General features: G+C 27.0%; 11 protein-coding genes. 2 read left to right on the top strand and 9 right to left on the bottom strand.

Translation table 11 applies throughout. The features are described from left to right. Positions 1–26: 26 nt before the first annotated feature. Positions 27–2,096: a lamin tail domain-containing protein gene (locus KI686_RS02970; protein ID WP_237587767.1), complete on the bottom strand. Its 2,070-nt coding sequence runs from the start codon at positions 2,094–2,096 to the stop codon at positions 27–29. Between the two features lie 237 nt (positions 2,097–2,333). Here KI686_RS02970 and KI686_RS02965 point away from each other — a divergent pair, with 237 nt between their 5' ends. Continuing rightward, complete coding sequence (locus KI686_RS02965) at positions 2,334–3,032, top strand: response regulator transcription factor (RefSeq protein WP_237587766.1); 699 nt, start codon at positions 2,334–2,336, stop codon at positions 3,030–3,032. A 10-nt stretch (positions 3,033–3,042) separates the two neighbouring features. Beyond that, entirely contained in the window at positions 3,043–4,086 is a 1,044-nt protein-coding gene (locus KI686_RS02960; protein ID WP_237587765.1) for a sensor histidine kinase, read from the top strand. Here KI686_RS02960 and KI686_RS02955 read toward each other — a convergent pair. From KI686_RS02955 to wzy, 8 genes are all read right to left on the bottom strand, one after another. Beyond that, on the bottom strand, positions 4,064–5,113 hold the full coding sequence (locus KI686_RS02955; protein WP_237587764.1) for a glycosyltransferase: 1,050 nt from the start codon (positions 5,111–5,113) through the stop codon (positions 4,064–4,066). The two genes, KI686_RS02960 and KI686_RS02955, sit on opposite strands and share 23 nt — an antisense overlap. Before the next feature lie 166 nt (positions 5,114–5,279). Beyond that, complete coding sequence (gene purD / locus KI686_RS02950) at positions 5,280–6,554, bottom strand: phosphoribosylamine--glycine ligase (RefSeq protein ID WP_237587763.1); 1,275 nt, start codon at positions 6,552–6,554, stop codon at positions 5,280–5,282. 49 nt (positions 6,555–6,603) lie between these two features. Continuing rightward, positions 6,604–7,374 (bottom strand): glycosyltransferase, encoded by a 771-nt coding sequence (locus tag KI686_RS02945; RefSeq protein WP_237587762.1) that lies wholly within the window; start codon positions 7,372–7,374, stop codon positions 6,604–6,606. Positions 7,375–7,379: 5 nt separating this feature from the next. Then, positions 7,380–8,735 carry an exopolysaccharide biosynthesis polyprenyl glycosylphosphotransferase gene (locus KI686_RS02940; protein ID WP_237587761.1) on the bottom strand — a complete coding sequence of 452 codons (1,356 nt, stop codon included), beginning with the start codon at positions 8,733–8,735 and terminating at the stop codon, positions 7,380–7,382. A gap of 33 nt (positions 8,736–8,768) precedes the next feature. Further along, a complete protein-coding gene (locus KI686_RS02935) occupies positions 8,769–9,935 on the bottom strand; it encodes a glycosyltransferase (RefSeq protein WP_237587760.1) in 1,167 nt (388 codons plus the stop codon). Beyond that, positions 9,925–10,479, bottom strand: coding sequence for a putative colanic acid biosynthesis acetyltransferase (locus KI686_RS02930; RefSeq protein WP_262913957.1), 555 nt, complete (start codon positions 10,477–10,479; stop codon positions 9,925–9,927). The genes KI686_RS02935 and KI686_RS02930 overlap by 11 nt, the downstream gene beginning before the upstream one ends. Next, positions 10,460–12,754, bottom strand: a complete 2,295-nt coding sequence (locus KI686_RS02925; RefSeq protein WP_237587759.1) for a glycosyltransferase — start codon at positions 12,752–12,754, stop codon at positions 10,460–10,462. Before KI686_RS02925 ends, KI686_RS02930 begins: the two co-directional genes overlap by 20 nt. Then, complete coding sequence (wzy, locus tag KI686_RS17290; protein ID WP_438617000.1) at positions 12,751–13,344, bottom strand: O-antigen polysaccharide polymerase Wzy; 594 nt, start codon at positions 13,342–13,344, stop codon at positions 12,751–12,753. The genes KI686_RS02925 and wzy overlap by 4 nt, the downstream gene beginning before the upstream one ends. Positions 13,345–13,557: the final 213 nt, after the last annotated feature.

Here is a 13,557-nt window from a genome sequence, read left to right as displayed (position 1 = left end):
AGAAACAATTTTATTATAAAATTGTTTTATTTAATTACCAATTTCTTAGTAGCTAATTTACTTCCTTCTGTTACTTTTAAAATGTAAACACCAGAGCTTAAATTAGAAACATCTAAATTTTTATTTAAACCAGAAAAAGAAGTAGAAAACACTTTTTTACCGATAACACTAAAAATAGCTACTTCTTTAACATCTGTACTGTTACTAGATACTGTAAAGCTTTTATTTGTAATTGGGTTAGGGTAAGTTTTAAAACCTTCTATTGTGTTATTAGCTAAAGAAGCTGTAGAATTTTTATAAGTTCCTATAGGAAAAGGAGTAGTAGCAGTTGCATTACTTGTACCACCTTCTAATCCATTTTCACCACTGTATGTCCAATTATCTATAGTAAAAGTTGTTCCTTCTGGCCCTGTATTAGATTTTCTATAAGCCCAACCATCTAAATAACCCCAAGTTATATCAGAATTATTATCAACCTCACCAAAAACATCTATAATTTGTCCTTTTTCATATAATTCTATAGAATCGTCTCCATTTATTGAAACAAAATTAGATTCATAAGTTGCTTCTTCTCCAAAAAATTCTAAAAACTCTTCAATGTGTGTTGTAACATAAATATATGTTCCTTCTGACACAGATACTTCTGGAAAAACAAATTCTATTTCACCTGCTGTAGAACCACCTCCATTTGAAACAGAACTAATACCGTATGAAGATAAATCTTCTATGTCATTTAAAACATATAATTCAACTCCTTTTGGTCTTCCACCAGTTAAAGGACCATCGTAAACCCCTGTTATTAACATACTCTTTGTTGTTTCTCCAAAAACATTTCCAATTACAGAAATTGTTTTACTTTCTAATCCAGCAGAAGCTAAAGTAATGTCTCCGCCATAACTATCTTCTTCTAAACCAGCTTTTAGCCTAACATAAATAGTTGTAGACTCTATTGCACCAGAAGAAGGTGTTATTGTAAGAGAACTATCAAACCCAGCTTCTGTTGTTAATGAAACTTCAAAACCTGTTGGTGTAGTAATTATAAGGTCATCATTTAAAAATAAACCTTCTACAGTAAAAGTATCTTCTACAGAAGGACCTCCATCAGCTAATAAGTAAGAAAAATCATCTAAATCTCCTGTAAAAGAAAATTGAGGATCTGCAGGGCTAATTTCTCCTGACAATGCAATAAGCACATCATCTAATCCTGTATAACTTACAGTTAAATCTTCAGAATAAGAACCTACTCCTAAATCTGCTTTTAATCTAACATATATTATTGTAGAACCAATAATTCCATCTGTTGGTGTAAGTACAATACTATTAGTAAATGTTCCTCCAGAAGTTAAAGATATTTCAAAGTTTGTTGGCGCTGCTACACTAATATCTGTAGTTAAATTTAATCCTCCTACAGTAAAAACACCTTCCATAGACGGACCGTATCCTTCAAAATAATCTAAACCAGTAATAGGGGCTCCAACAGATATTATAGGATCTGTAGAAGTACCTATCCAAGCACCAGGATCAAAAACACCGGCATCTGCATCTATTGGTCCATCTCCTCCTCCAGAATCGTTATCTATATTCCATTCGTTTGCATCCCATGTTGGGTTTCCTTGAGTAACAGTTGCTTTTCTTTCTGCTCTACCATCTTCAAATTCATGTGCAGTACCAGTACCATCTTCTCCTGGAACACCAAATTGATCAATTAGAACATTAGAAGAGTCATAAACCTCTAAATTATCATCTCCGTTTGAACCTGCAACATTATTTCCTCCTGTATCCCATTGGTTTGGTGAAAATCCCCAAATATCAAAAAACTCTGTATCTTCTGGCCCTGTTGCTATAATAAAAAACCCTTTAGATTCAATTAAACCTGTTAATGTAATTGATTGAGAAACTGTTTCACTAGCATTTGTATACTTATCAATTCTCCAACCCTCTAAATCAACAGAAGAATCTCCAGCATTGTACAATTCAATGTACCTAGCAGCTGAGTTATCATTGGGGTCTGCAAGTTCTGTAATAAATACTTGACCTAAAGAAGTTAGACCAAAACATAGAGTTAATAGTAAGGTTAAAAAGTAATTTTTTTTCATGTGTTATAAATTATTAATTATTAAATGTAAAAGTAAAAATTATTTAATAAAACTAACCTAATAGCAAATTAATTTACAGTTAATTTAAAGAATATTTAAAAATTGAGTTTTTTTATCAATTTCTTATGTTACATAAATGTTAATAGAAATACAACAGATTAAATGATTGTTAAGTAACACTTATTGTAATATAATTATTACTATTTTTGAGCTTGAATAAGTACTTTAGTTAGTTATATGAATAAAAACGATATTAAAATTTTATTAGTAGATGATGAACCTGATATTTTAGAAATTGTTGGTTACAATTTAAAAAATGAAGGTTATCAGGTTTTTACAGCTACAAATGGACAAGAAGCCATAAAATCTGCAAAAAAAAATATTCCTCATTTAATTTTATTAGATATAATGATGCCAGAAATGGACGGAATAGAAGCTTGTGAAAAAATTAGAAAAATAAAGTCTTTAGAAAATATTATTATTTCTTTCTTAACAGCAAGAGGAGAAGACTACTCTCAAGTTGCTGGTTTTGAAGCAGGTGCAGACGACTACATTACAAAACCTATAAAACCAAAAGTATTAATAAGTAAGGTAAAATCGCTTTTACGCAGACTTAAAAGTGAAAAAACTAACGAAGAAGTTTTTACTATTGGTGATATTATTATTGATAGGGATGAATATGTTGTTTATAAAGCTGGCAAAAAAATAGCACTTCCTAGAAAAGAGTTCGAACTTTTCTCTTTATTAACATCTAAACCTGGTAAAGTATTTAAAAGAGAGGTTATTTTAGATACCGTTTGGGGTAACGAAGTTGTTGTAGGAGGTAGAACAATTGATGTTCATATTAGAAAATTAAGAGAAAAAATTGGAGATAACCATTTTAAAACCGTAAAAGGTGTTGGTTATAAATTTGTTTTAGAAGGAGCCGATAAATAAATTTGCTCTTATGAAATTTAAAAAAACATACTCATACGCCCTTTGGTCGGCAATTTATTTAACTATAATATCTGTTGTTTTAGCTACAATAACATATTATTTTATAATAAATCACCTGGGTATTGGTGCTCTTATTTTTTCTATTATTTTACTTTTTTTACTCTCTTTCTTTATCATACAATACAGAGCAGAACATTTTATATATAGAAGACTAAAAAAAATATACCAAGATGTTTCTATTTTAGATGAAAAAGATTTAAGAAGAGATTCTGTTACAACAGACATAGACAAACTTTCTAAAAGAATGCAAAAATTTGTAGAAGGTAAAAGTCTAGAAATAAAAAGCTTAACAAAAAGAGATTCTTTTAGAAGAGACTTTTTAGGTAATGTTGCACACGAACTTAAAACACCTTTATTTACCGTACAAGGTTATATTTTAACCTTATTAGAAGGTGGTGCAATAGACGACAAACAAATTAGAACTAAATATCTAGAAAGAGCAAATAAAGGTGTAGAAAGATTGGTTGCTGTTATTAAAGACCTAGATATGATTGCCAAATTAGAAAATGACGGCATGAAGATAGATATGAAAGTCTTTAATATTTTAGAATTGATTCAAAATGTTTTTGATCTTTTTGAAATGAAAGCTAAAAAAAGAAACGTAACCTTAAAGTTTGACAAAATATACGAATTTCCAATTTTTGTAAAAGGTGATCTAGAAAAAATAGAGCAAGTTTTAATAAACTTAGTAGTAAACTCTATTAAGTATGGTAAACCAAATGGAATTACTACAGTTTCTGTTGATAGTTACAATCAAAAAAAGTTTATTATTAAGGTTAATGATAATGGTGAGGGAATAAAACAAGAACATCTTTCTCGTCTTTTTGAAAGATTTTACAGAGTAGACCAAAGTAGATCTAGAGAACAAGGTGGTAGTGGTTTAGGGCTATCTATTGTAAAACATATTATAGAAGCGCATAATGAAACTATTCTTCTAAAAAGTACTTACGGAGAAGGCTCTGAGTTTTCTTTTACTTTGCAAAAAGCGAACTAAATAAAGGTAAATTAACCTCTTTTCCTTTTATATCTAATCCTTTATAATTTTCTAACTTAGATAAATCTTCTTTACAAAAGTCTTTTAAACTAGAAAAAGGAGCATATTTTTTTTCTTCTAAAAACTGAGCTAAATATTCTTGTTCTGGTTGATTTTCTGTAGGAATAAAAAACACCTTTTTATCTAAAATAGCCAAATCCATAATAGAAGAGTAACCAGACCTACAAACAACTATTTTACTAGAATTAATTAAATCTTGAAGCTGATTAGATAGTAAGTAATTGTAAAATGTAGTATTTTCTGATGTCCATTTTTTAGGTTGATTTTCTAATTTACCCAACACAAAAACAATAGTTCTTTTATCGTTTTTAAACTCAGAAATTAATTTATTTTCTAAAAACGTTCTGTTAGGTTCTGGACCAGAAATAATTACTAAAACATCTATATTTTTAGCTAATTCTTCTTTTTTAAATCGGCTTAAAACGCCAATAAATTTTAAATTAATGTCTTTTTTTGTTGATGATAATTTTCCTGAAAACTCTGAATTATCGTTATCAGGAACCCAACATTCATCAAATTTTTTAATAATTTTTTGATGAAAATAAGACGTTAAAAAAGTAGTTTTACCAGACAACACGTTTATTTGATGTGTTAGGTAAATAGAGTGTACTAAATTACTTCTTACACCAAACCTATTATCAGAAATTACGCCAACAATTTCTTTGTTTTTAAGCAAAAAATTATTGATAATTTTGCGCTCTTCTTTAATAGCTTTAAAAACTCTCGGTACTTGAAAAAGTAATTTTATTTTTAAATTTTTTCCGTAAGAAATATTGTAAGATGGCAACTCTAAACTTTCTAAAGCAGGAAATTCTTGCTTTAAAAAAGACAAAGCAACTCCGTCTGATGCTATTATTGGTGTAAAATTATTTTTTAATAATGCATTGATTATTGGCACACAACGAGAGGCATGACCTAAACCCCAATTAAGTGGCGCAATAATTATTTTTTTTTGAATGGCATTCATTTTTACATCAACTTAAAGCTACAATTTTTATAAAAAAGCAGTTAAAAATTTAGACTTAAATTAGATTGCAAACAAGTGCGTTAAGGATTGTAATGGCATCCTTTTTTTTCTTTTTCTGAAAAAAAAGATAGAATGGAAAGCCTGTTAAAACGCCCAAAAAAATTATTTACACTAAATCGAAACCGATATCTTTTCTGTAATTTATTTTATCAAAATAAATTTTATCGATGCTTTTGTAACTTTTTTCTAAAGCTTCTTCAATGGTATTACCAAAAGAAGTTACCGCAATAACTCTACCTCCGCTTGTTACAACTTTATTTTCTTTAATTGTTGTACCTGCATGAAAAACGATAGATTCTTTTACAGTATCGAAACCTGTAATTTCTTTACCTTTTTCGTAAGCTTCTGGGTATCCGCCAGAAACCAACATAACAGTTGTTGCTGTTTTATTGGTTACAGAAAAAGATTTTGTATTTAAGTTTTGGTTGGCAACACCTTCAAACAAATCAAATAAATCTGACTCTATTCTTGGTAAAACAACTTCTGTTTCTGGGTCTCCCATTCTTACATTATACTCTACTACAGAAGGGTTTCCGTTATCATTCATTAAACCAATAAAAATAAAACCTCTATAATCTATTCCGTCTTTTTGCAATCCGTTAATTGTAGGTTTTACAACTAATTCTTCTACTTTATTTAAAAAAGCGTCGTCTGCAAAAGGTACAGGAGAAATTGCTCCCATTCCGCCAGTATTTAAACCTGTATCTCCTTCGCCAATTCTTTTATAGTCTTTTGCTGATGGTAAAATTTTATAATTTTTACCGTCTGTTAATACAAAAACAGATAATTCTATTCCTTTTAAAAACTCTTCTATTACTACTGTTGATGAAGCTTCGCCAAACTTTTGATTAGAAACCATTTCTTCTAATTCTGCTTTAGCTTCTTCTAAAGAGTTTAAAATTAAAACTCCTTTACCTGCTGCTAAACCATCTGCTTTTAAAACAAAAGGTGGTGCTAAGGTTTCTAAAAAAGCAAAGCCTTCTTGTAAATTATCTTTTGTAAAAGATTGGTAACGCGCTGTAGGAACACCGTGTTTTTGCATAAATTGTTTAGAAAAATCTTTAGATCCTTCTAATAATGCACCGTCTTTTTTTGGCCCAATTACCGGAATGTTTTTTAAATCATTATCTGCTAAAAAGAAATCGTGCACACCTGCTACCAATGGTGCTTCTGGCCCAACAACTACCATTTTAATATTGTTTTCTAAAACCGTTTTTTTAACAGCTTTAAAATCTGTAGGATTGATATTGATATTTTTTGCTATTTTATCTGTTCCTGCATTTCCTGGTGCTACAAAAAGTTGATTGATTTTTTTGCTTTCTGTTAATTTTAATGCAAAAGCGTGTTCTCTACCTCCAGAACCTAAAATAAGTACATTCATTGTTTGTTGTGTTGTTGTTATTGCAAATATATTTTAATTTATTAGGATATTAGAATCCCCACTTTAAAAAATATTTAATTGCAGATGTTGAATGCCTAAAAAACAATTTTATATTTTTTGATGAACCTTGTTTTAAGACATGTACAATTTCTTCATTAGGAAAATAAATGGTTTTTTTACCAGATTCTTCTATTCTTTTACAAATATCTACATCTTCCATATATAGAAAATAGCGTTCATCAAAACCTTGTAAATTAATAAAATCTTCGGTTTTATATAAATGGAAACATCCTGTTACCCATTCTACAAAAAACGGGCTATTTAAATCTTTGTCTTTGTATTGACCTTTAAGTTTAGTAGATTTAAATAATGGTTGTAAAAATGAAAATCTTCTTACCAAAAGTTCTGAAATTAATGGAAATCTTCTACAAGAATATTGATGTTCTCCATTAGGAAAAAGAACTTTGGGTGCAATCATAGAAACATTATCTTTTTTGTCTAGTGCGGATATTAAATTAGGTATTACTGTTGGTTTAAAACTAACATCTGGGTTTAAAACTAAATGAAATTTAGATGCTTCTTTTATTTTTGATATAACCACATTATGTCCTGGTCCAAATCCTATATTTTTACCTACAGCAATGTACTCTACTACTTTTTCTTTATAAAGATTTTTAAATTTTTTTTCTTCTGTATTATCTATCAAATAAAGTTTTTTCTTTAGCGGAATACTTAAAAAACAATTAATTGTATTTGTTAGCTCTTCTAAATTTTCATTATAAAGAACTATAGATACAGTAATATCTAATTTTTCTATCATATATACTAATAGGCGTTTTCTTCCCCTTGAGAAACGTTTAAAACAGTTTTTAAAATGATTTTAATATCTAAGAAAAATGACCAGTTTTCTATATAAAATATATCTAAACGAACTCTATTTTTAATATCTGCTCTCTTTTTTATTTCGCCTCTGTAACCACTTACTTGAGCCAACCCTGTAATACCTGGTTTTACAATATGTCTTTTTAAATAATCGTCTACTTCTTTTTGATATTCTAAAGACAAGCTACCTAAATGAGGTCTTGGCCCAACAACACTCATATTACCTATTAAAACATTAAAAAATTGAGGTAATTCATCTAAACTAGTTCTTCTTAAAAATGCACCAATCTTAGTAATTCTACTGTCATTTTTTGTAGCATGTACTTTATCTGCCTTACTATTAATTTTCATAGATCTAAATTTGTAACAAACAAACTCACTACCTTTAATCCCTTCTCTTTTTTGTTTAAAAATTAAAGGCCCTTTAGATTCTAATTTTATTAAAACCCACAGAATGGGCATAAGCCAAGACAAGATAAATATGCAAACGCATAACGAAAATAAAATATCAAAAATTCTCTTTATATAGAAATTTTCTGCAAATTCAAAAGGTAACTTGTTTACATTTAAAACCATTAATGTATCATCGTAATACTGTACACTTTGATTTTTACTATAAAGTTCTGTTGAGTTTGGAATCAATTTTAATATAATATCTTTTTCGATTGCAAATTTGTTTATTTTTTTAATCTCGTTACTAGATAACGTGGTTAGAGAGCAATATACCTCATCTACATCATTTAGTTTATTATAATTATAAAAATTTTCTAGCTTACCTAAATACTCTTCGTTTTTATATACTTTATTAGAAAAAAAGCCCAAATATTTATATCCTAAATTAGATTTACTTTTAAATAGTTTTATAACATTTCTAGAAGAATCATCAAAACCAATAACAACGGTTTTTCTTAAATTATTACCTAAATATCTATATCTTTTTAGAAGAAAAAACCACAAAAGTTTAAAAAAAGAAACACTTGAAAAAATATAGCATAACGCTAAAAACCTATCCGCAATTACAATTTCATTTTTAAAAATCCCAAAATATGCAAAATAGCCTAAAAAGAAAACCAAAAATTGTTTTACTAATAAAGTAAACAGTCTTAAAACTCTTGTATATCTATATACTCTATAAAATCCTAAAAAGTATGATATAATTATCCAGAAAAATGAAAGATATAATAAAAAAGAAAAATTTATATGTTCTTGTTTGTATACTAATAAAATTATAAAATTTATAAGTACAAGGTCTATAACAACCTGAATAGGTCTAATAAAATAAGAGTATCTTTTTTTCAATCTGGGGAACTATTTTAGAACAAATATATTGTTTTAACGAAAAACTTTAAGAATCATTTTGTCTATTGTAAACATATTTTTTGCTACCTGTTTTTGATGTTCTACATCAATCGATTTTTTAACCAATAATTGTAATTTTTTAATTAACAAATCAATGTTCCAACTAGTAGCAATCATATCTAAATTATTGTCTGTAAAGAATTGTTCTATTTCACTTTTAGAATCTGTAATAACTAAAACTTTACAACCAGATGCCAATAAATTTGGTAATTTAGAAGGCAAAGATCCTTTAGATGTATTTTCTTTTTGAGGTATTATTTGCACACTACTTCTACCATACAACTCTTCTAAATTTTCTTTATCTACTAAATTATGAAAATGTATTTTTTTATTATTATTTAATTTTTTTAATTTTTTTATTGTTTCTCCTTCCGAAAAGAAATAAAATTCGGCATTAGAAATTTTACTAGATGCTTTATTAAAAAAATCATATAATATATTTGGATTTTGTTTTTCGCCTAAAGCTCCCGAATATATAATGTTTATTTTATTCTCATCTAATAATTCTCCTAAATCGTTAGTAATATTATCGGTTAAAGTTATAAAAGGATATTGTACTTCTAACTTTTTATCAATTAAATTATACAATTTTTTAGCCTCATTTTTCATTTCATTAGAAAGAAACACAAGTTTATCACAATTTTGATAACATTTTTTTTCTATATGATGAATAAAAAAACGAATTACTTTATTAATGAAACCTGATTTACCATTTGAATAAACCTCTTGCAAATCATGTACCATACCTACTTTTTGTATATTTCTATTAAAAAAAGGAAGACTAAAATAAAATGCAAAACTTGGTGGAAAAATAGGCATAATTATGTCTTTACCTTTTTGGTGTTTACGTAGTTTTCTTAACACAAAAAAAGCAAATCCAAATTCTAAAATTAATCTTCTAAAAATGGTTTTATTTGTATAGAATAAGTTTTTTCCGCCTCTTACTATTTCTACTCCTTCTAATTCTTTTGTACTTTTTTTTACTTTCCAACTCGGGTAAAATGGATGGAAACACAAAACAGTTACATTGTGTCCTTTTTTTACCAAACCTGTTACAAAGTCTGTATTAAATTTACCAGTAGAAATTGGTTCTGGATAAAAAAACGGGGATAATACTAAAATTTTTTTTTTACTTAACACTTACTCTGTCTCTAATTATTTTGGCTGGATTACCTTTACAAACTTTATTGCCAGGTAAATCTTTATACACACTACTCCTTGCTCCAACTACAGTACCTTGTTCTATTGTAACTCCTGGTCCTACAAAAACATCTGTTGCCAACCAACATTGATCTTTAATTGTTACTTTCTTAGAGAAAATATTAAAAGTTGACTTTTCGTAATCATGAGAAGCTGCACAAATATAGCTTTTTTGAGAGATAACCGTATTGTTTCCTATTTCTATTTCTCCTAATGAATATAGAACTACATCATCTCCAATTTGACAGTAATCACCTATAGAAACTCTCCAAGGATAAGTAACCCTTACCGTAGGCCTTATAATAACATTACTACCTATTTTGGCTCCAAAAGACCTCAATAAAAAGTTACGGAAACCATACATAAACTGAGGAGAATTTCTAAAAAAAACACCTTGAATAATCCACCATAACTGAACAATAAAAGCATTTCTACCTCTAAAATTTTTAGGTAATTTATATGTATCAAGTTTTTGTATTATCATTTATAATTTTTAAAAATTCGAATTGAAATATATCAGCAGTAAAGTTATTAATAAAATAAGTTTTATTGTACCTACTAATTTCTTCAATTATAGATTTATTTTTATCTAGAAAAGTAAACACTTCAATTAATTTATCTGTATTTTTAGGTTCAATCAAATAACCATTTTTTTTGTCTTCAATTATATCTGAAATACCTGCATGATTGGTAGAAATAATAACATTACTTGTAGCTAGAGCTTCTAAAATTGAAATTGGCTGACCTTCCATTTTGTAAAAAGTAGGTAATACAAAAACATTACTCCAATTAAGTAATGCTTTCTTATCATCATTATAAACAACACCAACATAGGTTGTATTTTTTAATTTTGAAATCTTTTTTAAAATACCTTCTTTTAAATTTGCATCTATATTACCTGCTATTCTAGCCTGATAATTTATCTTTTTATTTTCTAAATCTTTTAATGATTCTAAGAGTAAAAAAATTCCTTTTTCTTCCATTAGATTACTCAAATAAGAAATTTTTAAAATACTACAGTCTATCACTTCTTCTTTCTCTAAAAGATAATTTTGAGCAAAATTAAATAATACATAGATATTTTCTTCTTTTAAAAAAGGGGTTAGGTTTGGTTTTAACGAAGCAGATAAAACTATTCCTTTTGTAAATTTAGAAATTAGATAGTAAAAAACACGCTTTTTAATTCCGCTTAATTCTTTATACTGAGTTCCTAAATAATTACCGTGAACATGTATAATTAATTCTTTATTTAAAATAGAAGAAAATAGAATAAATAGCGCATATTTTGTAATACCAAAAAAGGTTTGACCAGGAGTTATGTAAATAATATCATTTTTAAAAACTTTAAAAACACCTAAATTTATTTTTAAAAAGAAAAAAAACTTCTTAAACGAAAAACTACCAACTGCATCTTCAAATACTACGTATGATGTATTTATAGAATCTACAATAAAATCATTAGAATTATCTAAAACTTCTTTTACCACTTTGTTAGCTAAAGAAACTCCAGAAATAGGTTTAGGAAACGGACCAACAATAAGAACAGATTTTTCTTTTTTTGAGTAACTCTTTAATCCAAAAAAGTTTAAGAAAAATGAAAAAAAGATAACCCCATTTTCCCTTTCTAAAATATTTTCAAAACACATCATAACTCCATAAAAAACTAAAATTAAAGTTAATATTATATTATTAGAATTTATAGATAACCGAATGTTTTTATAAAACATAAGAATAACAAACAACAATAAAACAAAGCCGCCTATTAAAACAAAACTGATATATTGATTATGAGAATTATAACCATTATTGAATAAAAATACTGCATTTTTACTATATGTATCATTAAGTTTATCATAATAATCTCCTATTCCATATCCAAATAATGGTTCTTTTTTAATTAATTGAAAAGAATTATTGTAGATAGTATAACGAATGTTGGTCGAACTCTGATTTGTTTCTACTGCATTTTCTACATTAAGTAATTCTATAAATCGATTTCTAGTTTTCGGAATTAAAACTAACAAACCTATTAAAGCCACAATAAATAAAATGTTGTATTTTAAATAAGCTTTATTTTTTAAAAAAGCCCAAATAATTAATACAATTATTAGTGCTATAATGGGACCTTTTCTTAAATAAATGATAAGAAAAGTAACTAAAGAACAAATTACCAATACTAATAGAAATTTACTGATTTTTGCTTTGTATTCCCTAAATAGATATACAGAAAAAATAATAGCAATAGCAGTATGCATAGATATATATATAGGATGTATACTATATTTACCAAAATCTATAATAATAACATAAGGATAATGTTTTGTTATTTCTTGTAATGTATCCTGTGTAATTAAATACCAACTGAAAGGTACAATATTGAAAAGACTAACAGCTACTACATATAATACTAAATATTTTTTTATTTGTTTAAAGAATCTATCTATGTCTTTTTGATTAAAAAAAGACATGATAAGTGGAAAAACAAGTAGAGACAACATAGTAGACAATTTATTAAATCCGTAGGATAAATTATCTGAATAAATTATCGTAAAAAAAAGAAGAAAAAACAATAAGCTATTATTTAAAAATAGATTACTATTAAACTTATTTTTAGATTTAAAAAAGAAAATCATAGTAAAAACTAACAAAAATATAATAGCAATTGATTTAACTACAGAAGGTAACAAAACCAAACTAAACATTAAACCAATTAGTAATTGAATTAATAAAAAGCTATTTATTTTAAGATTTTTAATCATCTTTTACTAAATTGAATTAAACCTATTATTGTTTTTTCTATAATTTTAGGTAAATATATTATAGCTAATAAAGGCCCTATAAAATATGCATAACCATTTGTAAAATCTCCACGAAGTAAAAACAAAAGATGCATTGCAAAATAAAATGCCATTATTTTTTTTAAATAATCATCAGAATGCAACCACTTAATCATAATATTAAGCAAATAAGCAAGTACAATTGCCATTATAAAAACACCTAAAATTCCAAAATTTAAAAACCCTTCTGAAATTAATGGGTTTGATAAATTAGAAAATCCAAAACCGTAATTATTAATTAAATGTTCTCCTACTAATTGCCCTGAAGATACAGGTTTAGACACCCAAAAACTTCTAGGAATAAAAAAAAACAACGCACCTAATAATTGGTAACCAAACGAAAAGCCATATTTATATACAAGATCTACAGATGCCATCATATTAGCAAAAGCATCGTAATTAAGAGTATTTAAAGCATTAGTAACACCCCCTCCTTTCATTTGTTCAATTAAGATTAAAGGATTTTTGTACATTTCTGCAAGGGTAGCATCTGAATGTGTAATAATTGCCATCAATGGGAAAACTATTATCATAGAAAAAAATAAAAATGATAACGTTTTAAGGTTTGTATTTAATACTTTGGGTAAAAACAAAAAAAGTAAAGACAAATAGATGGGGCCTAAAGCATTTCTTTTTTCTGTTAGCGGATTTTTAAACCAGAATAACAGAAAAATAAAAAGAAAAAAGAAGAAAATTATATTTATATAATTTGATCTTTTTTTATT

It is taken from the genome of Polaribacter sargassicola (genome assembly GCF_021991835.1).
In the GTDB taxonomy this organism is placed as follows: Bacteria; Bacteroidota; Bacteroidia; order Flavobacteriales; family Flavobacteriaceae; genus Polaribacter; species Polaribacter sargassicola.
The sequence above is the reverse complement of the archived record's forward strand: the minus strand, read 5'-3'. Positions and strand labels throughout refer to the sequence as shown.